This is a genomic window from Streptomyces sp. NPDC098781, assembly GCF_044759995.1.
Taxonomy (GTDB): domain Bacteria; phylum Actinomycetota; class Actinomycetes; order Streptomycetales; family Streptomycetaceae; genus Streptomyces.
In genome coordinates this window covers 74,969-100,800 of record NZ_JBIWAK010000006.1, presented here as the reverse complement: position 1 = coordinate 100,800, position 25,832 = coordinate 74,969, and the positions used below count along the sequence as shown (strand labels likewise).

General features: G+C 71.1%; 27 protein-coding genes. 15 read left to right on the top strand and 12 right to left on the bottom strand.

What is annotated here, in order from left to right:
* Window positions 1-19: 19 nt before the first annotated feature.
* Window positions 20-790 (bottom strand): SDR family NAD(P)-dependent oxidoreductase, encoded by a 771-nt coding sequence (locus ACIQWG_RS24880; RefSeq protein WP_404099660.1) that lies wholly within the window; start codon window positions 788-790, stop codon window positions 20-22.
* A 45-nt stretch (window positions 791-835) separates the two neighbouring features.
* On the bottom strand, window positions 836-1,270 hold the full coding sequence (locus ACIQWG_RS24875; protein ID WP_404099658.1) for a nuclear transport factor 2 family protein: 435 nt from the start codon (window positions 1,268-1,270) through the stop codon (window positions 836-838).
* A gap of 209 nt (window positions 1,271-1,479) precedes the next feature.
* On the opposite strand from ACIQWG_RS24875, the gene ACIQWG_RS24870 reads away from it, so the two are divergent.
* Together ACIQWG_RS24870 and ACIQWG_RS24865 are read left to right on the top strand one after the other, a co-directional pair.
* Window positions 1,480-2,259: a cyclase family protein gene (locus ACIQWG_RS24870; protein ID WP_404099657.1), complete on the top strand. Its 780-nt coding sequence runs from the start codon at window positions 1,480-1,482 to the stop codon at window positions 2,257-2,259.
* A gap of 61 nt (window positions 2,260-2,320) precedes the next feature.
* On the top strand, window positions 2,321-3,037 hold the full coding sequence (locus ACIQWG_RS24865) for a class I SAM-dependent methyltransferase (RefSeq protein ID WP_404099655.1): 717 nt from the start codon (window positions 2,321-2,323) through the stop codon (window positions 3,035-3,037).
* A gap of 12 nt (window positions 3,038-3,049) precedes the next feature.
* Here ACIQWG_RS24865 and rfbA read toward each other — a convergent pair whose 3' ends face one another.
* Window positions 3,050-3,925, bottom strand: coding sequence for a glucose-1-phosphate thymidylyltransferase RfbA (rfbA, locus tag ACIQWG_RS24860; protein ID WP_404099653.1), 876 nt, complete (start codon window positions 3,923-3,925; stop codon window positions 3,050-3,052).
* A gap of 201 nt (window positions 3,926-4,126) precedes the next feature.
* On the opposite strand from rfbA, the gene ACIQWG_RS24855 reads away from it, so the two are divergent.
* Entirely contained in the window at window positions 4,127-5,236 is a 1,110-nt protein-coding gene (locus ACIQWG_RS24855) for a DegT/DnrJ/EryC1/StrS family aminotransferase (RefSeq protein WP_404099652.1), read from the top strand.
* A gap of 97 nt (window positions 5,237-5,333) precedes the next feature.
* Here ACIQWG_RS24855 and ACIQWG_RS24850 read toward each other — a convergent pair whose 3' ends face one another.
* Genes ACIQWG_RS24850 through ACIQWG_RS24825 form a run of 6 tightly spaced genes read right to left on the bottom strand, consistent with a single transcriptional unit; the run spans window position 5,334 to window position 11,846 of the window.
* Window positions 5,334-6,686: an NDP-hexose 2,3-dehydratase family protein gene (locus ACIQWG_RS24850; protein ID WP_404099650.1), complete on the bottom strand. Its 1,353-nt coding sequence runs from the start codon at window positions 6,684-6,686 to the stop codon at window positions 5,334-5,336.
* Window positions 6,687-6,742: 56 nt separating this feature from the next.
* Window positions 6,743-7,714 (bottom strand): NAD-dependent epimerase/dehydratase family protein, encoded by a 972-nt coding sequence (locus tag ACIQWG_RS24845; RefSeq protein WP_404099648.1) that lies wholly within the window; start codon window positions 7,712-7,714, stop codon window positions 6,743-6,745.
* Complete coding sequence (locus tag ACIQWG_RS24840; RefSeq protein WP_404099647.1) at window positions 7,678-8,295, bottom strand: dTDP-4-dehydrorhamnose 3,5-epimerase family protein; 618 nt, start codon at window positions 8,293-8,295, stop codon at window positions 7,678-7,680. Before ACIQWG_RS24840 ends, ACIQWG_RS24845 begins: the two co-directional genes overlap by 37 nt.
* Complete coding sequence (locus tag ACIQWG_RS24835; protein ID WP_404099645.1) at window positions 8,296-9,618, bottom strand: activator-dependent family glycosyltransferase; 1,323 nt, start codon at window positions 9,616-9,618, stop codon at window positions 8,296-8,298.
* Between the two features lie 42 nt (window positions 9,619-9,660).
* Window positions 9,661-11,013: an SRPBCC family protein gene (locus ACIQWG_RS24830; protein WP_404099644.1), complete on the bottom strand. Its 1,353-nt coding sequence runs from the start codon at window positions 11,011-11,013 to the stop codon at window positions 9,661-9,663.
* Between the two features lie 47 nt (window positions 11,014-11,060).
* The gene (locus ACIQWG_RS24825; RefSeq protein WP_404099642.1) at window positions 11,061-11,846 is read right to left on the bottom strand and encodes an SDR family NAD(P)-dependent oxidoreductase; all 786 of its coding nucleotides are present in this window, start codon (window positions 11,844-11,846) and stop codon (window positions 11,061-11,063) included.
* A 238-nt stretch (window positions 11,847-12,084) separates the two neighbouring features.
* On the opposite strand from ACIQWG_RS24825, the gene ACIQWG_RS24820 reads away from it, so the two are divergent.
* The 6 genes from ACIQWG_RS24820 to ACIQWG_RS24795 all read left to right on the top strand — a co-directional run bounded on the left by ACIQWG_RS24820 (window position 12,085) and on the right by ACIQWG_RS24795 (window position 17,465).
* Window positions 12,085-12,468: an antibiotic biosynthesis monooxygenase family protein gene (locus ACIQWG_RS24820; RefSeq protein ID WP_404099640.1), complete on the top strand. Its 384-nt coding sequence runs from the start codon at window positions 12,085-12,087 to the stop codon at window positions 12,466-12,468.
* The gene (locus tag ACIQWG_RS24815; RefSeq protein WP_404099638.1) at window positions 12,465-13,736 is read left to right on the top strand and encodes a beta-ketoacyl-[acyl-carrier-protein] synthase family protein; all 1,272 of its coding nucleotides are present in this window, start codon (window positions 12,465-12,467) and stop codon (window positions 13,734-13,736) included. Before ACIQWG_RS24820 ends, ACIQWG_RS24815 begins: the two co-directional genes overlap by 4 nt.
* Window positions 13,733-14,956: a ketosynthase chain-length factor gene (locus ACIQWG_RS24810; RefSeq protein ID WP_404099637.1), complete on the top strand. Its 1,224-nt coding sequence runs from the start codon at window positions 13,733-13,735 to the stop codon at window positions 14,954-14,956. The genes ACIQWG_RS24815 and ACIQWG_RS24810 overlap by 4 nt, the downstream gene beginning before the upstream one ends.
* 93 nt (window positions 14,957-15,049) lie before the next feature.
* Window positions 15,050-15,328: an acyl carrier protein gene (locus ACIQWG_RS24805; protein WP_404099635.1), complete on the top strand. Its 279-nt coding sequence runs from the start codon at window positions 15,050-15,052 to the stop codon at window positions 15,326-15,328.
* The gene (locus ACIQWG_RS24800; protein ID WP_404099634.1) at window positions 15,325-16,431 is read left to right on the top strand and encodes a ketoacyl-ACP synthase III family protein; all 1,107 of its coding nucleotides are present in this window, start codon (window positions 15,325-15,327) and stop codon (window positions 16,429-16,431) included. Before ACIQWG_RS24805 ends, ACIQWG_RS24800 begins: the two co-directional genes overlap by 4 nt.
* A complete protein-coding gene (locus ACIQWG_RS24795; protein WP_404099632.1) occupies window positions 16,428-17,465 on the top strand; it encodes an acyltransferase domain-containing protein in 1,038 nt (345 codons plus the stop codon). Before ACIQWG_RS24800 ends, ACIQWG_RS24795 begins: the two co-directional genes overlap by 4 nt.
* 548 nt (window positions 17,466-18,013) lie before the next feature.
* Here ACIQWG_RS24795 and ACIQWG_RS24790 read toward each other — a convergent pair.
* Complete coding sequence (locus tag ACIQWG_RS24790) at window positions 18,014-18,874, bottom strand: class I SAM-dependent methyltransferase (protein WP_404099630.1); 861 nt, start codon at window positions 18,872-18,874, stop codon at window positions 18,014-18,016.
* 202 nt (window positions 18,875-19,076) lie between these two features.
* On the opposite strand from ACIQWG_RS24790, the gene ACIQWG_RS24785 reads away from it, so the two are divergent.
* The 4 genes from ACIQWG_RS24785 to ACIQWG_RS24770 all read left to right on the top strand — a co-directional run bounded on the left by ACIQWG_RS24785 (window position 19,077) and on the right by ACIQWG_RS24770 (window position 22,673).
* The gene (locus ACIQWG_RS24785) at window positions 19,077-19,511 is read left to right on the top strand and encodes a SnoaL/DnrD family polyketide biosynthesis methyl ester cyclase (RefSeq protein WP_404099628.1); all 435 of its coding nucleotides are present in this window, start codon (window positions 19,077-19,079) and stop codon (window positions 19,509-19,511) included.
* 40 nt (window positions 19,512-19,551) lie between these two features.
* Entirely contained in the window at window positions 19,552-20,394 is an 843-nt protein-coding gene (locus ACIQWG_RS24780; protein WP_404099626.1) for a BTAD domain-containing putative transcriptional regulator, read from the top strand.
* A 111-nt stretch (window positions 20,395-20,505) separates the two neighbouring features.
* A complete protein-coding gene (locus tag ACIQWG_RS24775; protein ID WP_404099624.1) occupies window positions 20,506-20,967 on the top strand; it encodes a nitroreductase family deazaflavin-dependent oxidoreductase in 462 nt (153 codons plus the stop codon).
* Between the two features lie 77 nt (window positions 20,968-21,044).
* Window positions 21,045-22,673, top strand: coding sequence for an FAD-binding oxidoreductase (locus ACIQWG_RS24770; RefSeq protein WP_404099622.1), 1,629 nt, complete (start codon window positions 21,045-21,047; stop codon window positions 22,671-22,673).
* A 63-nt stretch (window positions 22,674-22,736) separates the two neighbouring features.
* On the opposite strand, the gene ACIQWG_RS24765 is transcribed toward ACIQWG_RS24770, so the two are convergent.
* Both ACIQWG_RS24765 and ACIQWG_RS24760 read right to left on the bottom strand, forming a co-directional pair.
* Complete coding sequence (locus ACIQWG_RS24765; RefSeq protein WP_404099620.1) at window positions 22,737-23,465, bottom strand: class I SAM-dependent DNA methyltransferase; 729 nt, start codon at window positions 23,463-23,465, stop codon at window positions 22,737-22,739.
* A 16-nt stretch (window positions 23,466-23,481) separates the two neighbouring features.
* Window positions 23,482-24,324, bottom strand: coding sequence for an NAD(P)H-binding protein (locus ACIQWG_RS24760; protein ID WP_404099618.1), 843 nt, complete (start codon window positions 24,322-24,324; stop codon window positions 23,482-23,484).
* 226 nt (window positions 24,325-24,550) lie between these two features.
* Here ACIQWG_RS24760 and ACIQWG_RS24755 point away from each other — a divergent pair, with 226 nt between their 5' ends.
* Window positions 24,551-24,982, top strand: coding sequence for an ester cyclase (locus tag ACIQWG_RS24755; RefSeq protein ID WP_404099616.1), 432 nt, complete (start codon window positions 24,551-24,553; stop codon window positions 24,980-24,982).
* A 201-nt stretch (window positions 24,983-25,183) separates the two neighbouring features.
* Window positions 25,184-25,816: a PadR family transcriptional regulator gene (locus tag ACIQWG_RS24750; RefSeq protein WP_404099614.1), complete on the top strand. Its 633-nt coding sequence runs from the start codon at window positions 25,184-25,186 to the stop codon at window positions 25,814-25,816.
* Window positions 25,817-25,832: the final 16 nt, after the last annotated feature.

Below are 25,832 nucleotides of genomic sequence, written 5' to 3'. Positions count from 1 at the left end.
GTCTCCTTCGGGGCGTGGTTCAGGTGAGGGACAGACCGCCGTCGACCGCGAGCACCACTCCGGTCGCGTAGGCGGCGCGCGGGTCGGTGAGCTGGACGGCCCACCAGGCGATGTCCTCGGGGCGGCCGACGCGGCCGGCCGGGACGCGCGTGGCGATCTGCTGGAGGAAGCCCGCGTAGGCCTCCTGCGACATGCCGGACCGCTCACCGATACCGGTGTCGATCACGCCCGGCGCCAGGCCGAGGACACGGATGCCGCGGGGCGCCAGTTCCACGGCCCAGGTCCGGGTGAGGAAGTCCAGCCCGGCCTTGGCGGCGCCGTACACCCCGTTCTCCGGCCATGCCCGGCGGCCCAGCGCGCCGGCCGAGCCGATGTTCAGCACGGTTCCGCCGCCGTCGGCCGCGAGGGCGTCCAGGGTGTGCCGGGTGAGCAGCAGCGGGGCCAGCAGGTTGCTGTCGAGCTGGTCCTGGGCGGTTTCCCGCTTGGTCTCCGCGAGGGAGGCGAACCCGCCGGTGGCCGCGTTGTTGACCAGCACGTCGATCCGGCCGAACGCGTCCAGCGCCGCGTCGGTGACGGCCCGCGGGGTGTCCGGGTCGGTGAGGTCGGCGGCGAGGACGCTGATGCCGGGGTATCCCTCGGCGGTCCCGGCCAGGGTCGCGGGCGTACGGCCCACGACGAGTACCCGGTCGCCGCGGTCGGCGAAGGCGCGGGCCGTGGCCCGCCCGATCCCGGTCCCGCCGCCGGTGACGATCACGCCCCGGGGCGCTGTCGAGTCCTGTGTCGCGCTCATGCCCGGGACCGTAGGCCGGGCCGGTCGATTCGCGGTCGACTCCCGCTACGGCCGGTCGTCACGGGTCACCACCCTTTCCCTGACCAGGAGTTCGCCGGCCTCGCGCACGAGGTGGTCCCGGCAGGTGCACACCAGGTGCAGCCGGGCGGGGCCGCCCTGCGGAACGGCGATGATGGAGACCTGGCTCTCGGCGGTCAGCGAGCCGTCGTCCGCGGGGGTGACGGTGAGCATGCCGACCCAGTGGCGGTGCGTCTCGCCGGCGGCCGCGAGAGCCGCGGCGGCCTGCCGGGCGCCCTCGGTGAGGGCCGGCCGGCCGCGTACCGGCTCCGGGAGCGAGGGCGGCTGGAAGGAGCCGTCCTCGGTGAAGGTGCCCGCCCAGATCTCGGCCTCGCCCGAGTCCAGGTGCCTCATCTGCCGTGCGTAGAAGTGCTGTACCTCGGCGTAGACGTCTGCCGGGGCCGTCGGGGCCTGTGCTGCCATGCCGTGTCCCTTCCGCTGTTCCCGCGTGCCGGGGCGGGTGCGTTCCCGAGCTCCCGGTGAGGTCACGACGGTGGCAGCGGCCCCTTAAGGATCGGTCGAGCGCGGGGTGGGCGAGCGCACGGGCGGCCGTTCAGTCAGGCTCCAACGCTTCTCTAGCCGCGCTGGTGAGCATGGGCTGACTTGCTGGAATCCATCGCCGGGAGGCTCGTGTGCGCATCATCGACCTGTCCTCACCCGTGGACGCGGCGGGGTTCGAACCCGATCCCGTGGTGCACGACGTCCTCGGCCCGAAGGAGGCCGCCGCGCACATGAGCGAGGAGATGCGCGACCACTTCGGGATCGACTTCGACCCGGCGGAGCTGCCGGAGGGCGAGTTCCTCTCCCTCGACCGGCTCCAGCTGACGACCCACACCGGGACGCATGTCGACGCGCCCTCGCACTACGGCACCCGCGCCTCCTACCGGGACGGTCCGCCGCGGCACATCGACGAGATGCCGCTCGACTGGTTCTTCCGGCCCGCGGTGGTGCTCGACCTGAGTGACCAGGGCACGGGCGCGGTCGGTGCCGATGTGGTGCGGCGGGAGCTGGACCGGATCGGCCACACCCTCTCGCCGATGGACATCGTGCTGCTCAGGACCGGGGCCGACGCGTGGTCGGGGACGCAGAAGTACTTCACGGACTTCACCGGGCTCGACGGATCGGCCGTGCATCTGCTGCTGGACCAGGGAGTCCGGGTGATCGGCACGGACGCGTTCAGCCTGGACGCGCCGTTCGGCGACATCATCACCCGCTACCGGGAGACCGGTGACCGCTCGGTGCTGTGGCCCGCCCACATGATCGGGCGGGACCGGGAGTACTGCCAGATCGAACGGCTCGCCGGGCTCGACCGGTTGCCCGCCGCGCACGGGTTCCGGGTCGCGTGCTTCCCGGTGCGGATCGCCGGCGCGGGCGCCGGCTGGACGAGGGCGGTGGCGCTGCTCGACGAGTGAGGAGCGCACGGCGGCCCAGCGGACGACGCGCCCACCAGGGCGACCAACGGAGGAGACACACATGTACGGCCGGGAACTCGCGGACGTGTACGAGGCCATCTACCGCAGCCGGGGCAAGGACTGGGGGGAGGAGGCGGCGGACGTCTCCCGGCTGATCGCCGAACGCCGCCCGGGAGCCGACTCCCTGCTCGACGTCGCCTGCGGCACGGGCGCCCATCTCAGCGTGTTCAGCACGCGGTTCGAGGTCGCCGAGGGGCTGGAGATCGCGGAGCCGATGCGCCGCCTCGCCGAGCAGCGGCTGCCCGGCGTCACGGTGCACGCCGGCGATATGCGCGACTTCTCCCTCGACCGCACCTACGCGGCGGTGACGTGCATGTTCTGCGCCATCGGCTATCTGGAGACGGTGGCCGACATGCGGGCCGCCATCAGGTCGATGGCCGGCCATCTGGAGCCCGGCGGCGTCCTGGTCGTCGAACCCTGGTGGTTCCCCGAGAACTTCATCGAGGGCTATGTCGCGGGTGACCTGGCCCGTGAGGAGCACCGCACCATCGCGCGGATCTCGCACACCACCCGCAAGGGCCGGGCCACCCGCATGGAGGTCCGCTTCACCGTGGGGGACGCCGCCGGTATCCAGCAGTTCACCGAGATCGACGTACTGACCCTGTTCACCAAGGAGGAGTACGTCTCCGCGTTCACCGACGCGGGCTGCTCCGTGGAATTCCTGGAGGACGGCCCCACCGGTCGTGGCCTTTTCGTCGGTGTACGCGAATCCGGCTGAGCGAGCGGACCGTCAGGACGACATTTCGCGGGCCACCGACATCACATACTGGCCATAGCCCGACTGCGACATTTTCTCGCCGAGTCGGTGGCAGCTTTCCGCGTCGATGAATCCCATGCGCAGTGCGATCTCCTCGACGCAGGCGATGCGCACGCCCTGTCGCTCTTCGAGGGTCCGCACATACTGGGTGGCCTGGAGCAGGGATTCCGGAGTTCCTGCGTCCAGCCAGGCGAAACCGCGGCCGAGGTCGACCAGACGGGCTCGGCCGCGGGCCAGGTAATCCCGGTTGACGTCGGTGATCTCCAGTTCTCCGCGCGCCGAGGGGCGGAGGTTCTTGGCGATGTCCACCACTTCGTTGTCGTACAGGTAGAGCCCGGTGATGGCGAGGTCGGAGCGCGGCCGGATCGGCTTCTCCTCCAGGGAGACGAGGCGTCCGGACGCGTCGGTCTCGCCCACCCCGTAGCGCTCCGGATCCTCCACGGGATAACCGAACAGGACACAGCCCTGTACGTCCCGGACGTTGCTCTGGAGCAGGTCGTAGAAGTGGTAGCCGTGGAAGATGTTGTCCCCCAGGACCAGGGCCACGTCGTCGTCGCCCACGTGGTCGGCGCCGATGATGAAGGCCTCGGCCAGCCCGGCCGGCCGGTTCTGCACCGCGTAGTCGATCCGCACGCCGAGCTGGGAGCCGTCGCCCAGGAGCCTGCGGAACTGGTCCAGGTCGCGCTCGGTGCAGATGAGCAGGATCTCCCTGATGTCCGCGAGCATCAGCACCGAAAGCGGATAGTAGATCATCGGTTTGTCGCCGACCGGGAGAAGCTGCTTCGAAACGGAGACGGTTATTGGATGGAGCCTCGTTCCCGAACCGCCGGCGAGAATAATCCCCTTCATGGGTATGCCCCTGTCCTCGATTTCTGTTCATGCTAACGACCGGATTCGCTCGACAGCAAGGAGAAGAGTCTCTGGTCCAGGGAAATTCGAGTGGGAATAGAGGAAAATCAAGGTTGTGGATCGACCCGGGTATGTGATGTGCTGCGAGGGGATGGTGACGCCCTGCGGCACGGCATCAGCAAATGGGAGGGAAAGGGTTTGATGACGACTCTCGTATGGGACTACCGGCGAGAATACGAGAACGAACGCGCCGATATTCTGGACGCCGTGGAGACGGTCTTCAGCTCGGGTCAGCTCGTCCTCGGTGACAGTGTGCGCGGCTTCGAGCAGGAGTTCGCCGGATATCACGGCGTGGGGCACTGCGTCGGAGTCGACAACGGCACCAACGCGATCAAGCTGGCCCTCCAGGCGCTCGGCGTCGGCCCCGGGGACGAGGTCGTCACCGTGTCCAACACCGCGGCCCCCACCGTGGTCGCGATCGACTCGGTGGGCGCCACCCCGGTGTTCGTCGACGTCCACCCGGACAGCTACCTCATGGACACCGAGCAGGTGGCGTCCGTGCTCACCCCGCGGACCCGGTGTCTGCTGCCGGTCCACCTCTACGGGCAGTGCGTCGACCTGGCACCGCTGGAGCGGCTCGCCGCCGAGCACGACCTGCTGCTCGTCGAGGACTGCGCACAGGCCCACGGCGCCCGCCGCGACGGCCGGCTCGCCGGAACCACGGGCGACGCGTCCGCCTTCTCCTTCTACCCGACGAAGGTGCTCGGCGCGTACGGCGACGGCGGCGCCGTGCTGACCTCCCGGGAGGACGCCCACCGCGCGCTGCGCCGGCTGCGGTACTACGGCATGGAGGAGCGCTACTACGTCGTCGGCACCCCGGGCCACAACGCCCGGCTCGACGAGGTGCAGGCCGAGATCCTGCGGCGCAAGCTGCGCCGGCTCGACTCCTACGTCCAGGGGCGGCAGGCCGTCGCCCGCCGCTACGAGGAGGGGCTCGGCGACACCGACCTGGTGCTGCCGCACACCGTCCCCGGCAACGAGCACGTGTACTACGTCTACACGGTGCGCCACCCCCGGCGCGACGACATCATCAAGGCGCTCAAGACGTACGACATCGAGCTCAACATCAGCTATCCCTGGCCGGTGCACACGATGTCCGGGTTCGCCCACCTCGGCTGGCCCACGGGCTCGCTGCCCGTCACCGAGGAACTCGCGGGTCAGATCTTCTCCCTGCCCATGTACCCGACGCTCGCGCCGGACGTCCAGGACAAGGTGATCAGCGCCGTGCGCGACGTGCTGGCCGGCCTCTGAGCCCGTGCGGCGGCCACGGCCCGGCACACACCGCACACCGAAGGCCCGGCGGAAGGATCCCGCCGGGCCTTGTCGTACGCGCGTGCCGCGCCGGCGGTCAGCCGACTGAGCGGGACGCCTCCACACCGCGCAGACACGCCACCAGGCTCCGCGCCTGCACATTGAGGTAGTGGCTGTGCCGGAGCAGTTGCGTCAGCTGGTCCATGGTCAGCCAGCGGTAGTCGGGGTGACCGGGGTCCTCGGGGACGTCGCTGTCCACGATCAGATAGCGGTTGCGGGCATGGAAGAAGCGGCCGCCCTCCTCGGAGAGCACGGCCTCGAAACGGATGCGGTCGGGCCCGGCGGCCAGCACCTCGTCGAGATGACGGGGCCGGGCGGTGGGCGGCAGCCAGCTGTAACTCTCCGGGACGCACTGCACGGTCGGCGCCAGCTCCACGACATCCGCGTAGCCGGGCTCGGTACGGGCGTGCAGCAGCACATGCGGCACCCCGTCGAACTCCCGGTACAGGAAGGCGATGACGCCCGTGCCGCGCGGCTCGATCATCGGCTGGCGCCAGCTGCCGACCTCGCGCCCCGCGGCCGTCACGGACACCCCGATGACGTCGAAGAAGCCGCCGCTCTCGTGCGAGTAGCCCATCTCGCTGTGCTGCCAATCGTCCAGCGCGTTGAGGGCGACCCGCTCGGTGTGCACGCTCGCCAGCGAGCGGGCGCCGGCGATCCAGCTGAGCACGTCGGTCATCCGGTGCAGCGAGCCGTCCGCCCGGGAGGTGTGCGGCAGACACGCCAGCACGGTCCGCGCGTCCATGTTGATGATGTCGTCACGCGACAGCAGCCGGTACAACTGCCCCAGCGTGAACCAGCGGAAGCCCTCGAGGACCTCCACCTCGGTCGTCGTCTCCACCACCATGTTGCGGTTGCGCTTGCGGTAGAACCACGAGCCCTGCTCCGACTGCCGGACGTCCGCGACCACCCGGTGCCGTGACGTGTCCCGGAAGTAGTCCAGATACGGCACGGGCTTGCCCTTGTGGACGCCGGTGTAGTTGCTGCGGGTCGCCTGCACGGTGGGGGAGAGCTGCAACCCGCCGGGGTTGCCGGGTTCCGCCTTGGCCTGCATCAGGAAGTGCGGAACCCCGTCGAACTCCTTGATCAGGATGCCCAGGATGCCGACCTCGGGCTGGTCGATGATGGGCTGGTCCCACCACGGCACCGCGTTGCCCGGATCGTGCACCCGCAGACCGTGGACCGTGAAGAACTTGCCGCTGCGATGCCACAGATCACCGGTCACCGGTGTCTGGTACCACTGGTCGAGGGCCGCGAGCGGTATCCGCTCGGCCGTCGTGTAGATCTGCTCCCCATACTCGGCGAACCAGTCGTCGAATCCGGCGAGATCGGTCAGCGGGCTCTCCACAGCCGCGGCCGACCTGGCGATACGGGCCGTCACATCGGCCATCTGGACTCCTCGTCTCGGAGGGGGTTGAACGCGGTCGTCCGGTCGTCCGGGGTGGTTCAGTCGGCGGGGGTCTGCCACGTCGCCCGCATCGCCTCGGCGAGCGGGATCCGCGGCTTCCAGCCGAGCAGTTCGCCCGCCAGCCGGATGTCCGCCAAGGTCCAGCCGCCGCCCTTGCTGGCGATCGGCCCGTCCTCGATCCGCAGTGCCTGCGGCGGCAGCCCCGAGGCGGTGACCAGCAGATCCACCAGCTCACGCATGGCGGAGGCCTCGCCGCGGCCGATGTTGACGACCTGTCCGGTGGCCGGAGACGCCACGGCGAGGACCACTGCCTCGGCGAGGTCGCGCACATCGATGAAGTCCCGCCGCGCGTCCGCGACCCGCAGTGTCACCGGGTCGCTCGGGTCCGCGGCCCGCAGTCTGTCGACGACCGCCCCGAGGAAACTGGCCCGGGTGGTGCGGGGCCCGCACACGTTCACCGCGCGCAGCACCAGCCCCTCCACCCGGCCGGCCCGGGTGCTGTCGAGGACCAGCTCGGAGCCGGCCAGCTTGGTCCTGGCGTACATCGTGGTCGGCCGGGGCTCCAGGTCCTCGCCGATGGAGAGGGGCTCGGGCACCGGACCGTACTCGTGGATGGAGCCCACATGGACCAGCCGCGGCCGCTCCTCCATCAGCGTCAGGGCCGTCAACAGCCGGTCGACCAGGGTGATGTGGGCGTACCGCATCTCTTCCTCGGTCGTGCCCCAGCCGCCGGTCACGTTGACCACCGTGTGCACCCGGTTTCGGGTGAACAGCTCCGCGAGCTCGGCGGACGGGACCGCCGCCACGTCCAGGCCGGCGAAGACGTGGTCCGCCACCGCGGGCCCGCCGCGCCGGGCGACGGCGAGCACCTCGTGCCCCTCGCGCGCCAGCGCGGCGCTCACACAGCGGCCGACGCAGCCACTGGCCCCGAGCACCGCGATCCGGGACCCCCCGGCCGTCGGCCGGCCACCGCTCAGGGCCGCCACAATGCGGCCTCGATCCGACGGCACTTGTCGTACTCCGGCAGACCGCCCTCCGCCCGCACCTGTGCGAGCAGGGGCGCGGCCGTGTCCCGTGCGGACAGCAGGGGCTCCACGTCCTGGGGGATCGGCAGACCGAGCGCGGGGTCGAGCGGGGAGAGGGACATCTCGTGCTGCGCCTCGTAACTCCCGGAGAGCATGTACGACATCACCGTGTCGTCCTCCAGGGCGATGAAGGCGTGCCCGACACCGACCGGGAAGTACATGGCGGTGAAACTCTCCGGATCGAGCACGGACGAGTCCCAGCAGCCGAAGGTGGGCGAGCCGACCCGGATGTCCACCACGATGTCGATGGCGCGGCCCCGGGCGCAGTACACGTACTTGGCCACGCCCGGCGGGGTGACGGTGTAGTGGATGCCCCGTACGGTGCCGCGCCGCGACTTGCTGTGGTTGGACTGCGCGACGGGGAAGAGCGGATGCCCCAGGGCCTCCACGAACGCCGGCTCCTGGTAGGGCGAGGTGAACAGGCCGCGGTCGTCCTCGAAGACGGGCGGGGTGAAGGCGTACGCGCCACGGACGGCGAGTTCGCGGAACTTCACGGCGGAGGTCATCTACCGCTCCCCTCCAACAGTGCTGCGGGAGTCGCGGGCCGCGCGGTGTTCCACGACGAGCTTCTCCAGCAGCGGAACGATGTCGTTGGGGCTCGGCGTCCCCACCATCTCCCGGCGGATCCGCGCACAGTTCTGCGCGAACGACGGCTCGTCCAGCAGACGCAGCACGTGGTCGCGCAGGTCCTGGGCGGTGTAGTGGTCGACGTCATGCAGGTACAGCCCCGCGCCGAACTTCTCCAGCTGCTTCGCCTTGTGGATGGTGTCCCAGACCATGTCGGGCACGATCAGCTGCGGGACGCCGTGCGCCAGCGCGGTCTGGAAGGTGCCGGAGCCGCCGTGGTGGATGACCGCGGAGCAGGTCGGCAGCAGCGCGTTGAGCGGCACGAAGTCGACGGCCCGGACGTTGTCCGGCAGATCGAGACCGGCGAGCTGCTTCTCGTTGAGGGTGGCGACCACCTCGACGTCGAGCTCCGCCAGTGCCCCGACCAGCTCGCCGATCGAGGCACGGTCGCCGTCCAGCACCTCACGGTGGGCCACACCCAGCGTCAGACAGACCCGGCGCTTCTTCGGCGGCTCGTGCAGCCAGTCCGGGATGACGGCCTGCCCGTTGTAGGGGATGTAGCGCAGCGGGACGAACGGCTGCCTCACCGGGAACCGCATCGACGGCGGCACCGGGTCGATGGTCCACTGACCGACCGCCACCTCCTCCTCGAACTCGGCGCCGTAGCGGCCGAGCGTCCAGGTCAGCCACTCGCGCAGCGGATCGTCCCGCTGCTCCGGCAGCCGTTCCGCCTGGAGGTCGAGGAAGGTCTCGCGCATCCGCCCCAGCAGATCGAGCCCGAACAGCAGCCGGGCGTGGGCGGCGCCGGTCACCTGCGCGGCCACGGGCCCCGCGAAGGACAGCGTGTCCCAGACGATCAGGTCCGGCTGCCACTCGCGGCTGAACGCGACCAGGTCGTCGATCATGCGTTCCGGGCAGGAGTTCTGGAAGGCCATCGCCGTCATCGAGGTGAACACACCGAGGACGTGGTCCCAGGTCAGCATCTCGGGACGGGTCTCGGTCATGTCCATCCCGGCTTCCGCCTGGCTCTCCATGATCTCGGCGTCGTCGCCCAGGCCCTCGTTGACCCGCTGCATCTGCTCCTCCAGGAGCAGCGGCTCACCGACACAGACGGCGGTCAGTCCGGTCCGGGTGATGTCCTCCGCCAGATCCGGCTGGCTGGCGATACGGACCTCGTGGCCGGCGGTCTGGAGGGCCCAGGCCAGCGGGACCTGGGCATGCATATGGGACTTCGCGGCGAACGTGGTGAACAGGACCTTCATCGATCTCCCTTTTCGCGAGTGGTGGTGCCGGGGCGGCGCGCTTCACTGCCCGTCGTGGCCGACGTACCGGTGGCGCACCAGCCAGCCGCCTGCGTCGGCGACGAGGACGTCCTGGCACGACGTGCTCAGCCGGATCACGGGAGCGGCGCCCGCAGCGGTCGAGACGACCAGGGCGTCGTAGCCCGTGCGCACCGAACCGTCCGGGAACCGCCAGGCGGCCGGCAGGCCCAGCCAGTGCCGGCGCACCGTGCCGGCCGGTGCCGCGGGCCGTTCGCGCACGGCCGCCGCGATCGCCGCCCGGCCGCGCACCGGCTCGGTGAACGAGCTCTGGTCGAAGGCCCCGTCCTCGGTGAAGGTGTCCGCCCAGGCATCCCCGTCGCCCTCGTCGAGGAGCCGCATCTGCCGTGCGTAGAACTGCTGGATGGAGGCGTACTCGGCGGGCGGCACCGGCTCGGTGCGGGCCCGCTGCTCCGCGTACTCCTTGGCGTGCCGCAGGGTGATCGTGCTGTTGCCGCCGAGCGCGTCCCGGATGAAGGTGCGGGCGTCGGCGGTGGTCGCGGAGGAGCCGAGGACCTTGCTGACGGCCGCGCCGTTGACGACCACGGTGTGCCGGGACACCGCCACGCAGCCGGACGGGGTCTCCCGTACCGTCCACTCCCCGGTGTGCACCGACATCAGGGCCGGTGTCTGCAACTGCTTGTACGTGATCCGCCCGTCCGGCAGGCAGATCCGCACCGAGGCCGTGGTGTGCGTCGAACCGTCGGGAGTGCGGGTGTCCATCTCCAGGTGCTGGACGTCGGGTGTGTCCTCCTTCAGCAGCACCCGGGCGACGTGCGGCAGCCGCTCCTGCCACAGCGCCGCGTCGTGCAGGAAGTCCCGGACCTCCTGGGCGGGGGCGTCGATGCGCACCTCGTCCTCGAAGGTGTAGGGCGCCTCGTCGGTGCCGGTGCGCAGCGCGGCGGACTCCAGCGCGGCCAGCTCGGCCGTGCTGTTGCGCTCGATCGCCTCCAGGATCCAGCTGACGTTGCGCTCCAGGTCGTCGACGGCCCGGAAGTCGTGCAGCAGCCGTACCCGGCTGCCGCCGTCGGGCAGCGCCTCGACGATCCACTCCCCGCCCATCGCCGCGACCGGGTCCTGGGAGACCTCCTGGCGGAACCGGATCCGCAGCCCCTCGCGGTCCAGGGTGCGCCGCGAGGTCCAGGACTTGACCTCGCCGTTGGCGGTGGCCCAGATCCGCAGCCGTTCCTCGTCGCCCGACCGCTCCAGGTACTCCACGTGCAGACTCGGCGGAAAGACGTGCGGCCAGTCCTCCGCCCGCTCCACCAGGCCGAAGACGGCCTCCGGGGCGGCGGCCACCGTGATCGTGTGTTCGGTCGTGTGCGCCTCGTGCGCCATGTTGATCCCCTCTGTCTGCCCGCGGCCGCGCGCGGCCGGGCCCGCTGTCAGTAGTTGCCGAGCCCGCCGCAGACGTTCATGGCCTGGGCGGTGATCGAGGCGGCCGTCGACGAGAGCAGATAGCCGACGAGCCCGGCGACCTCGTCCGGCGTGGAGTAGCGGCCGAGGGGGATCTTCGCCTCGAACCTCTCCAGCACCTCGTCCTCGGTGATGTTCCAGGCGCCGGCGTATCCCTGGCGCACCCGTTCGGCCATCGGCGTCTCGACATAGCCCGGGCAGACGGCGTTGACGGTGATGCCCGTCTTCGCCAGCTCCAGGCCCAGGGCCTTGGTGAAGCCGACCACGCCGTGCTTCGACGCCGAGTACGGCGCTCCCAGCGCGACGCCCTGCTTGCCGCCCGTCGAGGCGATGTTGACGATCCGGCCGGCGCCGCGCTCCAGCATGCCGCCGGTCGTCAGCACCTCGCGGGTCATCCGGAACACGCTGTTGAGGTTGGTCTCGATCACGTCGAGCCACAGTTCGTCGGGGATCTGCGCGGTGTGGCCGCCGCCGCTGCGGCCGGCGTTGTTCACCAGCGCGTCGACCGGGCCGAACCGGTCCCTGACCTCCTGGACGAAGGCGCGTACCCGGTCGGTGTCGCGTACGTCGCAGGCGGCGCCGTCGACGTCGTGACCGGCCTCGCGCAACTCCTTGACGGTGTGCGCGACCCGGTCGCCGTCGCGGGCGCAGATGAACACCCGGGCACCGTCCTCGGCCAGGCTGCGGGCCACGGCGAGACCGATCCCGCTGGTGGCACCGGTGACGACGGCGACGCGTTCTGCTGCTGGCGACATGAAGGCTCCTCAGCGGTCCCTGCGGTGGGCTTTCGGACGACTGCGAGGGTGTCAGCGGCCGCTCGAAATGCGCTCGACCCGCGGCCCGGCCCGGGCTCCAGTGGCCTTCCACCCGCCTGCGAGACGGGACACGCAGCTTGGAACGACGCGAAGGACCGCACGATGTCAAGCGACGCCGGGTCACACGAACGGGTCAAAAAATGAACCCGGGCAACACCGGGCAACGAGGAGGCCATTGATGACGGATCACGAGCCAGATGCCAACGACGCCGGCACCGTGACCTTCGTGAACACCTTCACCTTGCATGTCGAACCCGAGGTGTTCGAGAAGGAGTTCGCGCGGACGTCCGAGTTCATGGCACGGCAGCCGGGCTTCGTCCGGCACACGCTCTCCCGGCACACGGAGCGCCCCGGCCAGTACGTCAACGTCGCCGAGTGGCAGGACGTCGCCTCGTTCCGCGCGGCCGTCTCGCACGCCGACTTCAAGCCCCACGCCAGTGCGCTGCGCGCCCTGAGCGAGAGCCGGCCCGAACTGTATGTGGCGCGGCTCCGCCGTGACGGCGACTCGGCGCTCCGGGGCCCGGCGCTCGACGGCACGGCCCCTACCGAGGAGGAGATATGACGACCCGTCGGGTGGTCGTCACCGGGCTGGGCGTGGTCGCCCCGGGCGGCATCGGCACGAAGGCGTTCTGGGAACGCATCGTCTCCGGTGTCTCCGCGACCAGGACCATCACGGCGTTCGACCCGAGCCCGTTCCGCTCCCGGATGGCGGCCGAGTGCGACTTCGACGGGGCCCGCTCGGGCCTGTCGGAGCGCGACACCGCGCGGCTGGACCGCGCCACCCAGTTCGCCCTGGTCGCCACCCGCGAGGCACTGGCCGACAGCGGCGTCGAGATCGACGAGAGCAACGCGCACCGGACCGGCGTCAGCCTCGGCTCCGCCGTGGGGTGCACCCAGAAACTGGAGGAGGAGTACGTCGCGCGCAGCGGCGGCGGGCAGCAGTGGCTCGTCGACCACGCGGCGGGAACCCCGTACCTGTACGACTACTTCGTGCCGAGCTCGATGGCGGCGGAAGTGGCCTGGGAGGCCGGCGCCGAGGGTCCCACCGCGCTCGTCTCGGCGGGCTGCACCTCCGGCCTGGACTCCCTGGGGCACGCCGTCGAACTCATCAGGGAGGGCAGCGCCGACATCATGATCGCCGGGGGCAGTGACGCCCCGATCGCGCCGATCACCGTCGCGTGCTTCGACGCCATCAAGGCGACCTCGCCGCGCAACGACACCCCGGACCACGCCTCGCGGCCCTTCGACCGGACCCGCAGCGGCTTCGTGCTGGGCGAGGGCGCCGCCGTCCTCGTCCTGGAGGAGCGGGAGTCCGCCCTGCGGCGCGGGGCGCCGGTCTATGCCGAGATCGCCGGCTTCGCCGCGCGCGCCAACGCCCACCACATGACCGGACTGCGCCCCGACGGACTGGAGATGGCCGCGGCCATCACCGGCGCACTCGACGACGCCCGGCTCGACCCCGCCTCCGTCGGCTACGTCAACGCGCACGGCACGGCCACCCGGCAGAACGACATCCACGAGACGGCCGCGATCAAGCACGCCCTGGGCGAGCACGCCCGCCGGGTTCCGGTCAGTTCCATCAAGGCGGTCATCGGCCACTCGCTCGGCGCCGTCGGCTCCATCGAGGCCGCCGCCTCCGCCCTGGTGATCCGGCACGGCGTGGTGCCCCCCACGGCCGGACTGTACGAGCCGGACCCCCAACTCGACCTCGACTACGTGCCGTTGACCGCACGCGACCAGCCCACCGACACCGTACTGACGGTGGGCAGCGGCTTCGGCGGTTTCCAGAGCGCGATGGTGCTCACCGCCACGGAAGGGAGGCGCCCATGACCACCACGGCCGTGGTCACCGGAGTCGGCGTGCTCGCGCCCAACGGGATCGGGGCGCAGGAGTTCTGGTCGGCGACCCTGCGCGGGGAGAGCGGCATCGGGCGGATCACCCACTTCGACCCGTCCTCCTATCCCTCCCGGCTGGCCGGCGAGGTCACCGGGTTCTCGGTGCGGGACCACATCCCCAGCCGTCTCGTCCCGCAGACCGACCGCACCACGCAGTTCGCCCTGGCGGGCTCCGACTGGGCGCTCGCCGACGCCGGGCTCACCGCCGACAGCCTGCCCGCGCACGAGCGCGGGGTGGTCACCGCCAGCGCCTCCGGCGGGTTCGAGTTCGGCCAGCGCGAACTGGGCCACCTGTGGGGCAAGGACCCCAAGCACGTCAGCGCGTACATGTCGTTCGCCTGGTTCTACGCGGTCAACTCGGGCCAGGTCTCCATCCGGCACGATCTGCGCGGCCCCACCGGAGTCCTCGTCACCGACCAGGCCGGTGGCCTCGACGCGGTCGCGCAGGCCCGGCGCCGGATCCGCAAGGGGACCCCGCTGATGCTGACGGGCGGCATGGACGCCTCGCTGTGTCCGTACGGACTCGCCGCGCAGATCTCCGCCGGAATCCTCAGCGAGAACGAGGACCCGACCCGCGCCTACCTGCCCTTCGACGCCGCCGCCGACGGCCATGTGCCGGGCGAGGGCGGGGCGATGCTGACCCTGGAGGACGCGGAGCGGGCCCGCGAGCGCGGGGCCCGCAGCTACGGGGAGATCAGCGGATACGCCGCCACCTTCGACCCGCGTCCCGGCTCGGGCCGGCCCGCCAACCTGGAGCGGGCCGTCCGCGGCGCGCTGGCCGACGCCGGTCTGCGTCCCGAGGACATCGCCTTCGTCCTGGCGGACGGCGCCGGTGAACCGGAACCCGACCGCGTCGAGGCACAGGCCCTGACCGCGGTCTTCGGGCCCGAAGGCGTGCCGGTCACGGTCCCCAAGACCATGACGGGACGCCTCTACTCGGGCGCCGCACCGCTCGATCTCGTCACGGCCCTGTTCGCCCTGCGGGACGGCGTCGTCCCGCCGACGGTCCATGTCGACCGGCCGGCGACGGGCTACGACATCGACCTCGTGACCGGCTCTCCCCGGCCCGTCGACGCGGACGCCGCGCTCGTCCTGGCCCGGGGACGCGGCGGCTTCAACAGCGCCATGGTCGTACGCCGCCCGTCGGCGGCCTGAGCCCAGCCGTCCGGACCACCACAACCCATCCGTTCTGCCGTGCCGCACCCGGCCGGCCCCATCGCGGCCCACGGGCCGCCCCTTGGAGACGTCATGTCCACTTTCACCCTTGAGGACCTGTTCCAGATCATGCGGGAGTGCGCGGGCGAGGAGGAGGCCGTCGACCTGTCGAGCGCCGCCGCGGAGCAGGAGTTCTCCCTGCTCGGCTACGACTCGCTGGCGCTCATGGAGGCGATCAGCAGGGTGGAGCGCGGCTTCGAGGTCGAGCTGCCCGAGGAGACGCTCGGTGAGGCGCTGACCCCGGCGGCGTTCGTCGACGTCGTCAACGCCGCGCTCGCCGACCGCACGCCCGCGGTGGAGGCCGCCGGATGACCGAGGCGGGCCTTGGCGCGAGGGGCGCTCCCGTCGTGGAGGTCCCGGCGCCGGACATCCGGATCGCGGGGTGCGCGAGCTGGCTGCCGCCCCGCACCCCGGTCGCGGACGCCGTCGCGGCCGGCCGGTGCGACGAGGCCCTGGCCACGACCACCGGCATGGTGTCGGTGGCCGTGGCGCAGGACGAGCCGGCGCCGGAGATGGCGGCCCGCGCGGCCCGGACCGCCCTGGCGCGCTCCGGCTTCGACGACGTGTCGCTGATCCTGCACGCCAGCTTCTTCTACCAGGGGCACGACCTGTGGGCGCCCGCCTCGTACATCCAGCGCACCACCGTCGGCAACCAGTGCCCCGCGATCGAGGTCGGTCAGGTCTCCAACGGCGGCATGGCCGCGCTCGGGCTCGCGGTCGACCACCTGCGGGCCGGCCCGGCGGCCGGTGAGGCGGACCGGCGGGTGCTGGTGACGACGGGTGACGCCTTCCGCCCGCCCGGCTTCGACCGCTGGCGCAGCGACTCCGGCACCTTCTACGGGGACGGGGGGACCGCGCTCGTGCTGTCCTCGCGGGAGGGCTTCGCCCGGATCCGGGGGCTGGCCACCGTCTCCGTACCGGAGCTGGAGGGGATGCACCGCGGTGACGACCCGTTCGGCAGCGCCCCGTTCAGCCACCGGCCGGTCGTCGACCTGGACGCCTGCAAGAAGGACTTCCTGGCCACCCACCGGGTGACGCAGGTGATCGCGGCGAGCGGCGCCGCGCAGGACGCCGCCGTCGAGCGGGCCCTCGCCTCGGCCGGGGTCACGCTCGCCGACGTCGACCGCTTCGTCCTTCCCCACCTGGGCCGCAAGCGGCTGCGGGCGGGGCATCTCGCGCGCTTCGGGATCGCGGAGGAGCGCACCACCTGGGAGTGGAGCCGGACCATCGGCCACCTGGGCGCCGGTGACCAGATCGCCGGGTTCGACCACCTGGTCCGATCGGGGAGTCTGGGCGCCGGGGACCTGGTCGTGTGGATGAGCGTGGGCGCGGGGTTCACCTACTCCTGCGCGGTCGTCGAAATGCTGGAACGGCCCGACTGGGCGGACGCGACACACCTGGGAGACGCCGCATGACCGCCGCACAGCCGCTGCCCGTCGCCCTGCTGCTGCCGGGCCAGGGCTCCCAGCACCCGCGGATGGCGGCGGGGCTCTACGGGCACGAGCCGGTGTTCACGGCGGCGATGGACGAGTTCTTCGACGCGGCGGGCCCCGAGGGCGGTCCGCTGCGCGAGGACTGGCTGGCCGAACGGCCCGCCACGGACATGGACCACGTCACCCGCTCGCAGCCGCTGCTCTTCGCCGTGGACCACGCGCTGGGCCGCATGGTGCTGAGCTGGGGCGTGCGCCCGGCCGCCCTGCTGGGGCACAGCATCGGGGAGGTGGCTTCGGCGACGCTGGCCGGGGTGTTCGGCCCGCGGGACGCGACCGGCCTTGTGCTCGACCGGGTACGACGGCTGGCCGACGCCCCGCCGGGCGGCATGCTCGCGGTCGCCGCGTCCAGCGCGGAGGTGACGCCGTATCTCAGCGGCGACGTCGTGGTCGGCGCGGTCAACGCCCCGCGCCAGACCGTGCTGGCCGGCCCCGACGGCCCGCTGGACAAGGCCGACCGTGCGCTGCGGGAGGCCGGGTTCATCTGCCGTCGGGTGCCGTCGCTCAGTGCCTTCCACAGTCCGATGCTCGAACCCGCCTGCCGGGGCGCGGCCGAGGTCTTCGCCGCGGTGGACAAGAGGGCGCCGTCCCTGCCGGTCCACTCCGCCTACACCACCGCTCCGTTGACCGAGTCCGACATCGACGACCCCTCCTTCTGGGCGGGGCAGCCGGTGGCCCCGGTGCTCTTCTGGCCCGCGCTCGAGGGGCTGTTGGCGGCCGGCGACCATCTGCTGGTGGAGGTGGGGCCGGGCCAGGGCCTGTCCCAGGTGGCCCGCCGTCACCCGGCCGTCCGGCGGGGGACCAGTGCCGTGGTGTCCCTGCTCCCCGCCCGTCCGGGCCCACCGGAAGCGGACCGGGCCGCACTGGACGCCGCGGTGGCACGCATCGAGGCGGCAGGCCACCCGATCGCCCGCGCGATGACCCACGACCCCCGGGAACGCCCCGTCACAACCGTCTGACCCCACACAACCGACGCCCCGACCCGCTGTGTTGACGGGGCGGGGCGTCGGTTGTGTGGGTGCTCTTCCGGCCCGTGCGGGAGGGGCTATTGGCGGCGGGCGACCATCTGCTGGCGGCGGGCGGCCATTGGCTGGTGGAAATGGAGCCGGGGCAGGCCGTCCGGCCGGGTAGCGGCGTATGACCGCGGCCCGCGACCCCCGGGAACCCTCTGTCACGACCGTCTGACCGCATACAACCGATGCCCCGCCCAGGTCTGTTGACGGGGGCGCGGCGGCCGGTGGCGGCGGTGCTCTTCTGGCCCGCGCCGGAGGGGTTGTCTGCGGGCGGCCATCGGCTGGTCGAGGTGGGGTCGGAGCAGGACCCCGGCCGGGTCGTCCGGCCAGGCAGCGGCGTACGACCACGGCCCGCGCCCCCCGGGGGAACGCCGCGTCACGACCGTCTGACCGCACACAACCGACGCCCCGCCCAGGTCTCTTCACGGGGGCGGGGCATCGGTCGCGTGCGGGGTGAGGGTGAGGCGGTACGGCCGAACGCCCCGGTCGCGCGGTCAGGCGCGGACGGTCGCCGTCACGTAGCGCACAGGCGTGTCGATGGTCAGCGGCCCGTCCCCGTCCCGCATCGCGTCGAGCGAGGTGATCAGCCGCTCCCGCAGCTGCCGGCGCTTGTCGTCCGCCAGGTGGTTCCAGAGCAGGCGCATGCCCTGTGTGTGGGACCAGTCCACCCACGCCAGGCCCGACTCGGCCACCAGGTGGACGGGCTCGTCGACGACCGACACCTCCTGGAAGCCGGCCTTCTGAAGGGTGCGGGTGAGGTCGGCCGGGTCCGCGAGCCAGCTGTTGAAGCGCTGCTGGAGGCGCTCGGGCTGCCACTGCGGCGGCAGGTCGAGCAGCAGCTCGCGCGGGATGAGCTCGGTGAACACCGGGGGCAGGAAGGGGAACGTGTCGTCGCTGAAGACCGGGCTGGTGAAGGCGAGCCGTCCGCCGGGCGCGAGCAGCGGCGCGTAACGGGCGAGGGCCGCGGGCGCGTCGGGCAGGAAGATGACGCTGTAGCTGCCCAGGACCACGTCGAAGGAGCGCGGTTCGAAGTCGGGGTGCTCCCCGTCCATCACCCGCAGATCCACCGTGATGGCCTCCCGCAGCGCCGCCTCCTTCGCGGCCTCCTCGATCATCGCCTCGGCGACGTCGATGCCCACCACCCTGCCGTTCGGCCCCACGCGTTCGGCCGCCGGGAAGACACAGGCCCCCCGGCCGCAGCCGACGTCGAGAACCCGCTCGCCCGCCGCGGGGGCCGCGCGTTCCACCAGGCGCCGGCCCATCGGAGTGAAGAACTCCACGCCGAGCCGGTCGTAGGACGCCGCGGCGCTGTTGAAGGCGGCCGCCACTTCGGATTTGTAGGTCGACGTGTCCACTGAATCTCCCGCTCTCTCGGTGGATTCACCACCTTTCCCGCCCTGTCTCGGGCACGGATGGAGGGGGCTTGGAGTGCCACTGGACTGTGGCTGGACAAAACGCAAAGAAGTTCCAGGGAGACCTGTCGGCCCTTGTTTCCGACGGTGCCGCCTCCTAAGAATTGATGCCGTCAGGTACCGCACCGATTCAGGAGGAGAAAGCGTGAGCGACCAGATAGCGAGCGTTCGCCGTATGGTGGAGGCGTACAACACCGGGAAAACCGACGATGTGGCCGAGTACATTCATCCGGAGTACATGAACCCGGGAACTCTGGAATTCACCGATCTGCGTGGCCCGGAGCTTTTCGCGATCAATGTCGCCTGGGTGAAGAGGACCTTCTCCGAGGACGCCCGCCTGGAAGAGGTGGGCATGGAGGAGAACGGCGACTGGGTGCGTGCCCGACTGGTGCTCTACGGGCGGCACGTCGGTGAGATGGTCGGCATGGCGCCCACCGGGCGGCTCTTCTCCGGCGAGCAGATCCACCTCCTCCACTTCGTCGACGGAAAGATCCACCACCACCGCGACTGGCCCGACTACCAGGGCACCTACCGCCAGCTCGGTGAGCCGTGGCCGGAGAAGGAGCACCGCCGTCCGTGACGGGGGGTTTCCAGCTGTCGGCGAAGTAGGGGGAAGCACGATGGAATTCGGTGTTCTGGGGCCGTTGTACGTGCGGGTGAACGGGGAGACGACCGCTCCCAGCGCCCCGAAACTGCGCAACGTGTTGGCGATGCTGCTCGTCCACACCGGACAGGTGGTGCCCGTTCCGTCACTGGTGCGGGACCTGTGGGACGACGATCCACCCGTCAGCGGCCTGACCACGCTTCAGACGTACATCCTGAACCTGCGCAAGATGTTCTCCACGGTCACCGGGCTGACCACGGACGAGGTGGCCCGCGACATCCTGGTGACCCGGGCGGGCGGATATCTGCTGGCCGCCGAGGCGGGAGCGCTCGACCTGCACCGCTACCGGCGGCTGGTGACCTCCGGCCGTGACGCCCTGGCGCGCGGCGACGACGCGGCCGGGGTGCGGGACCTCAACGAGGCGCTGCTGCTGTGGCGGGGCCCCGCGCTGGTGGACGTACCGGCCGGGCGGGTGCTGGAGAGCAGGCGCCGGCAGCTGGAGGAGTCCCGGCTCGCCGCCTTCGAGTACCTGGTCGACGTGGAGCTGCGGCTCGGCATGTACCGCGAGGTGCTGGCCGAACTGGCGGCCCTCACGGTGGAGAACCCGCTGCACGAGGGCCTGCACGGCCAGTACATGTGGGCCCTGCATCTCAGCGGGCGCAGGGCCCAGGCGCTCCAGGTCTTCCACCGGCTGCGCGGCGCACTGGTCGCGGGACTCGGTCTGGAGCCGGGGCCCCAGGTGCAGCGGCTGCACCAGGCGGTGCTGAACGCGGACACCGAATTCGAGCCCCGCTTCGCCGCGGGCCGCACCCCGCTCGCCGTGCCGGCCACCGCCTTCGGCGGGGGACGTCCCTACTGACGTCCCTACTGACGCCCCTGCGGACGCGCCGGTACTCAAATTTGATTGCGCCGCCGGGTCCGGCGTGACTAGGGTGCATCTAGACAAATTTGATTAGCTGGGGAGGGGTCAATGCCGGAGGGGCAGGAGCCGCAGGAGCAGGACGAGGCGCCCATCGACAGCCCGACGGGCTGGGTGGCGGCGCACATACGCCGCTACGACCGCAGCGGCGGCAAGGAAGGCCAGAAGTGGTACGGGCTGGACACCCTGCTCCTCACCACCCGTGGCCGGAAGTCGGGACAGCTGCGCCGCACCGCGGTGATCTACGGCCGCGTCGGCGACAACATCATCGTGGTCGGCTCGAACGGCGGAAAGCCCGAGCATCCGCTCTGGTATCTCAATCTGGTCGCCTCGCCCGAGGCCCATGTCCAGATCGGTGAGGAGCACCTCGACGTGCGCGCCCGTACGGCGGACGACGAGGAGAAGCCGGAACTCTGGAAGCTCATGACCGGGATTTTCCCCCAGTACAAGAGTTACCAGAAGAAAACCACCAGGGTTATTCCCGTGGTGATCCTGGAGCCCGTCAAGCCGTAACCGCCGACGGCCCGTGGTGTCCGGCCCGGCTGAATTCTCGGAGAAATTTCATCGCAGGGAAAGGGAAGGTGTTTGTGTTGAACGAATTCACGCGCCGCGGATTCCTCGGCAGCGCGGCAGCGGTCGGCGGCGCCACGGTGGTGACCACGGCCGTTCCGGGTGTCGCGACCGCCGAGGCGGCCGTCCAGGACGCGGCGGAGGGCGGCGCGTGCGGCGCCCGGACCGGACTGGTCCAGGTGGACCGGACGGACCGGCGCTACCAGGACCTGGTCAGCAGAGGCTTCAACGGACGGTTCCGCGGCAAGCCCGACGCCATCTACGTCGTGCACAACACGGACCAGGTCGTCGACGCGGTGAACCGGGCCCAGGAGGCGGGCCGGCGGATCGCCGTGCGCAGCGGCGGCCACTGCTTCGAGGGCTTCGTGGACGACCCCGCCGTCCGTGCCGTCATCGACATGTCCGAGATGAGGCAGGTCTTCTACGACTCCGCCAAGCGGGCGTTCGCCGTGGAGCCCGGCGCCACCCTCGGGGAGGTGTACCGCACCCTGTACCTCAACTGGGGCGTGACCATCCCGGCCGGCGTCTGCCCCCAGGTGGGAGTCGGCGGCCATGTCCTCGGCGGTGGCTACGGCCCGCTCTCCCGCCGCGACGGAGTCGTGGCCGACCACCTGTACGCCGTCGAGGTCGTCGTCGTGGACGCCTCCGGCCGGGCCCGCAAGGTCGTCGCCACCAGCGCCGCGAACGACCCCAACCGTGACCTGTGGTGGGCCCACACCGGGGGAGGGGGAGGCAACTTCGGCATCGTCACCCGGTACTGGTTCCGCACCCCCGGGGCCACCGGCAACGATCCGTCCGCCCTGCTGCCCAAGGCCCCCGAATCCACCGTGCGGCACATCGTGACCTGGGAGTGGTCCGCCCTCACCGAGAAGGCGTTCACCCGGATCATCGACAACCACGGGGCCTGGCACCAGCGCAACAGCGCCGCCGACACCCCGTACGCCAGTCTGCACAGCGTCTTCTACCTCAACAGCAAGGCGAGTGGACAGATCCTGCTGGACGCCCAGATCGACGGCGGACTCGACGGCGCCGAGGGGCTGTTGAGCGACTTCGTGGCCGCCATCAACGAGGGCACGGGGGTGGAGCCCGCCGTCCAGAAGAGCACCGAGCCGTGGCTGCGCGCCACGCTGGCCAACAAGTTCGACACCGGTGGCTTCGACCGGACCAAGTCCAAGGGCGCGTATCTGCGCAAGCCGTGGACCGCCGCCCAGGCCGCCACCCTCTACCGTCACCTCAGCGCCGACTCCCAGGTGTGGGGCGAGGTCTCGCTCTACTCCTACGGCGCGAAGGTCAACTCCGTACGGGAGACGGCCACGGCCACCGCCCAGCGCGACTCCATCATCAAGGTGTGGCTGTCCGCGACCTGGATGGACCCCACGCAGGACGACGCCAACGTCGCCTGGACCCGGGAGATCTACCGCGACCTGTTCGCCACCACCGGAGGCGTCCCGGTGCCCGACGACCGCACCGAGGGCACCTTCATCAACTACCCCGACATCGACCTGACCGACCCCGAGTGGAACACCTCGGGAGTGCCCTGGCACACCCTCTACTACAAGGGGAACTACCCGCGCCTTCAGAAGGTCAAGGCCCGCTGGGACCCCACCAACGTCTTCCGGCACGCGCTGTCCGTACGGCTGCCCGACTGACGACGGCGCAAGGGGAGGTGGCCGCCGCCGCGGCCACCTCCCCTTACGCGTGCGCGAGTTCGCTCAGTACCGCCCGCCCTCGGCCCGGTCCGCGAGGAACAGGCCACGGCCCGACTGGATCCCCTCGACGAAGGTGACACGCAGGCCGGCGCGGGTGAAGGCCGCCTCGTACTCGGCCCGCGTGAACAGGGTCAGGGCGTGCCGCTCCGCGAAGTGCCGTACGCCGCTGTCGGGTTCGGCCACCACGTAGTGCACGACCATGTGCGAGGTGTGCCCCTCACGCTTCGTGTACGAGACGCGGGTCATCGTCCGCCGCCCCACGGTCACCGTGTCCCCGCTGACATGGCGTTCGAGGGACGTCTCCAGGAACCACCAGGGGTCGACCGCCACGACACCGCCCGGCGCCAGGTGCTCCGCGAACGAACGCAGCGTGGAGGTGAGTTCGGCGCTGTCCTTCAGATAGGCGATCGAGCCGAACATGCAGGTGATCGCGTCGTAGGAGCGCCCCAGGGACAGCTCGCGCATGTCCCCGCCGTGCAGGACGGCGGCGGGCACCGCGGCGCGGGCCATCGTCAGCATGGCGTCGGACAGCTCCAGGCCCTCGACCTTGTCGAAGAAATCGGCGAAGTGACGCAGATGCGCGCCGGTGCCGCAGGCGACGTCCAGCAACGTGGCCGCCTCCGGATTACGGGCCCGGACGAGCCCCGCGACGGTGGCTGCCTCCGCCCGGTAGTCCTTGCCGCGCGCCTCGTGGAGCAGCTCGTAGATCTCGGCCATCCCCGGTCCGTACATGGCGGATTCCCCTCCCTCAGCCGGCACTGCTGAAACTGTCGGCGTGGTCCGCGGCCCAGCTCGCGAAGGTGCGGGCCTCCCGGCCCGTGACCTTCCGCACCGCGTCGGACACCGGGCCGGGGGTGACGGCCGATTCCGCGAGGTAGTCGAGCAGCATCTCGACGACCTCGGGCGGCATATAGGCGCTCATCGCCTCGCGCCCGGCCTCACGGCTCAGCTCCTCGAAGCGGATCTCCCGGCCGATCGCCTCCGCCAGCGCGCTGACCTGCTCGATCTGCGTCAGCGCCTGGGGCCCTGTCACCAGGTACTGCGCCCCCGCGTGACCGTCCTCCAGCAGTGCGGCCACCACCACCGCCGCGATGTCGGCCTCGTGCACGATGGCACGGGCGGCCTTGCCGTACGGGGCGCGCACCACGCTCTGCGTACGGATGGATTCCCCCCACTTCCACAGCACGTTGCCGGCGAACTCGTCGGGGCGTACGAAGGTCCAGTCCGCCCCGCTGTCCTCGACGGCCCGCTCGACCGCCCGGTGGTGCTGGTGGCTGGGGTTGCTCTCGTCCTCCAGCACCGAGCTGGACGACAGCACGACGATGTGCCCGACCCCGGCCTTCCGGGCCATCGCCGCGACCTCGTGCGCGGTCTCGGGGACCGGGAAGAGATACATCCGGTCGATGCCCTCCAGGGCGGCGGGCAGGGTCTGCGGCTGCTCCAGGTCGCCCTGGACGACCTCGACGTCGGCCGGCAGCGCGGCGGTCCCGGGGGTCCGGGTGAGCGCCCGCACGTGATGCCCCGAGGCCGTCAGGCCTTCCGTGACATAGCGGCCGACCTTGCCCGTGGCACCGGTCAACAGGATGTTCAAGGCCCCTCCTCGGCAAACGAAGCGGTGCTCCCCGACAGTCCGCCGGAGAGGCGGTTCCAGGACGCCAAGGCTGTCGTGCCGGGCTAGAGGGCCCCGTGAGCCCCGATGGACCGGACCCGCCCGCGCCGCTCCAGGCGGAATGGAGCGATCCTGGACCCGTTCTCATGCGGGTCAGGGGCAGTCTGGCGTGACATCGTCCGCGAGACTGTGAGGAATCACCATGTCAATGGCCGAGCGCAAGGCGCTGTGTCTGGAGATGGTCGCCGCCTGGAACCGGTGGGACCTGAGCGGGATCACCAAGCACTGGTCGCCGGACATCGTGCACTACTCCGAGGACAACGAGGTGAGTTCCGCCGACATGATCAAGCTCATGGAGGCCGGGCTGAAGGCGTTCCCGGATCTCCAACTCGAGGTGAAGAGCATCATGGCCGAGGAGGACCGGGTCACCCTGCGCATCACCGTGACCGCCACCCACCAGAACGAGTTCATGGGCGTGCAGCCGACCGGACAGCGCGTCAGCTGGCACCTGGTGGAGGAGCTGCGGTTCGCCGACGCCAAGGTCGTGGAGCACTGGGACGTCATCAACATGCGCCCCCTGCTGGTCCAGTTGGGCAAGCTGCCGGACGTTCCGAAGGTGGAGCTGGAAGCGAGCGCCTGACCTGCCCGGACGTACGGCCGCCGGCGCGGTCCGCCGGCGGGAGCCCGGGGGCGCGGGTGTGCTCCGCGCCCCCGGTCGAGGTGTCGGTTCCGGACCGGCCCGCGTCCGGCGCCCTCCGCCGACCCTCAGGTCGCTCACTATGCTGACGCGCAGGCGGGCGGCAGGCAGGCGGACCGCCGCACCGGACGGAACGGGGTGACGATGTCGGCGACGAGGCTACTGGTCCTCGGGGTGGTACGCGGCTTCGGCAGTACGCACGGCTACCGGGTCCGCGCCGAGCTGCTGTCCTGGGGGATCGACGACTGGGCCAACGTCAAGCCCGGTTCGATCTATCACGCCCTGCGGCAGCTGGCGAAGGCCGGCCTGCTGGCGGCCAGTGAGATCGCGGACTGGCCGGGGCGGGTGGACTACAGCATGACCCCCGAGGGGGACAAGGAGTTCTTCCGGCTGCTCGTCGACGCCCTGGAGCGGCCGGAGCACCGTGCCGACATGCTCAGCGCGGGCCTCGCACTGATGCCCGCGCTCAGCCGTGACCGTGCCGTCTCCGCGCTCTCCACGCGGCTGGCTGTCCTGGAGTCACAGCGCGCGGCACTGCGCAAGGAGCCCGGGGGAGCCGGCGCCGGGGGGCTGCCACCGCATCTGGGCGAGCTGTGGACGATGCGCACGCGGTATGCCGACCTCAGCGTGGAATGGACCCGTGACCTGCTGGAACGGGTGACGGCCGGGGAGTACGAGATGGCCGGCGAGCATGAGCGCGCCTTCGGGATGGCGGGCGCCTGGCGGTCCTTCGCCGAGCCGTCGGATGAACTGACGGGTCTTCGCACGCCTCACTAATCAAACTTGCATAGTG

Bases quoted from the DNA above. Each gene is read 5' to 3' on its own strand.
- ACIQWG_RS24835 (WP_404099645.1), bottom strand. From the start codon at position 9,618: ATGAAGGTCCTGTTCACCACGTTCGCCGCGAAGTCCCATATGCATGCC.
- ACIQWG_RS24880 (WP_404099660.1), bottom strand. From the start codon at position 790: ATGAGCGCGACACAGGACTCGACAGCGCCCCGGGGCGTGATCGTCACC.
- ACIQWG_RS24830 (WP_404099644.1), bottom strand. From the start codon at position 11,013: ATGGCGCACGAGGCGCACACGACCGAACACACGATCACGGTGGCCGCC.
- ACIQWG_RS24825 (WP_404099642.1), bottom strand. From the start codon at position 11,846: ATGTCGCCAGCAGCAGAACGCGTCGCCGTCGTCACCGGTGCCACCAGC.
- ACIQWG_RS24750 (WP_404099614.1), top strand. From the start codon at position 25,184: ATGTCGGCGACGAGGCTACTGGTCCTCGGGGTGGTACGCGGCTTCGGC.
- ACIQWG_RS24875 (WP_404099658.1), bottom strand. From the start codon at position 1,270: ATGGCAGCACAGGCCCCGACGGCCCCGGCAGACGTCTACGCCGAGGTA.
- ACIQWG_RS24765 (WP_404099620.1), bottom strand. From the start codon at position 23,465: ATGTACGGACCGGGGATGGCCGAGATCTACGAGCTGCTCCACGAGGCG.
- ACIQWG_RS24780 (WP_404099626.1), top strand. From the start codon at position 19,552: ATGGAATTCGGTGTTCTGGGGCCGTTGTACGTGCGGGTGAACGGGGAG.
- ACIQWG_RS24815 (WP_404099638.1), top strand. From the start codon at position 12,465: ATGACGACCCGTCGGGTGGTCGTCACCGGGCTGGGCGTGGTCGCCCCG.
- ACIQWG_RS24855 (WP_404099652.1), top strand. From the start codon at position 4,127: ATGACGACTCTCGTATGGGACTACCGGCGAGAATACGAGAACGAACGC.
- ACIQWG_RS24810 (WP_404099637.1), top strand. From the start codon at position 13,733: ATGACCACCACGGCCGTGGTCACCGGAGTCGGCGTGCTCGCGCCCAAC.
- ACIQWG_RS24795 (WP_404099632.1), top strand. From the start codon at position 16,428: ATGACCGCCGCACAGCCGCTGCCCGTCGCCCTGCTGCTGCCGGGCCAG.
- ACIQWG_RS24865 (WP_404099655.1), top strand. From the start codon at position 2,321: ATGTACGGCCGGGAACTCGCGGACGTGTACGAGGCCATCTACCGCAGC.
- ACIQWG_RS24840 (WP_404099647.1), bottom strand. From the start codon at position 8,295: ATGACCTCCGCCGTGAAGTTCCGCGAACTCGCCGTCCGTGGCGCGTAC.
- ACIQWG_RS24755 (WP_404099616.1), top strand. From the start codon at position 24,551: ATGGCCGAGCGCAAGGCGCTGTGTCTGGAGATGGTCGCCGCCTGGAAC.
- ACIQWG_RS24805 (WP_404099635.1), top strand. From the start codon at position 15,050: ATGTCCACTTTCACCCTTGAGGACCTGTTCCAGATCATGCGGGAGTGC.
- rfbA (WP_404099653.1), bottom strand. From the start codon at position 3,925: ATGAAGGGGATTATTCTCGCCGGCGGTTCGGGAACGAGGCTCCATCCA.
- ACIQWG_RS24820 (WP_404099640.1), top strand. From the start codon at position 12,085: ATGACGGATCACGAGCCAGATGCCAACGACGCCGGCACCGTGACCTTC.
- ACIQWG_RS24850 (WP_404099650.1), bottom strand. From the start codon at position 6,686: ATGGCCGATGTGACGGCCCGTATCGCCAGGTCGGCCGCGGCTGTGGAG.
- ACIQWG_RS24800 (WP_404099634.1), top strand. From the start codon at position 15,325: ATGACCGAGGCGGGCCTTGGCGCGAGGGGCGCTCCCGTCGTGGAGGTC.
- ACIQWG_RS24775 (WP_404099624.1), top strand. From the start codon at position 20,506: ATGCCGGAGGGGCAGGAGCCGCAGGAGCAGGACGAGGCGCCCATCGAC.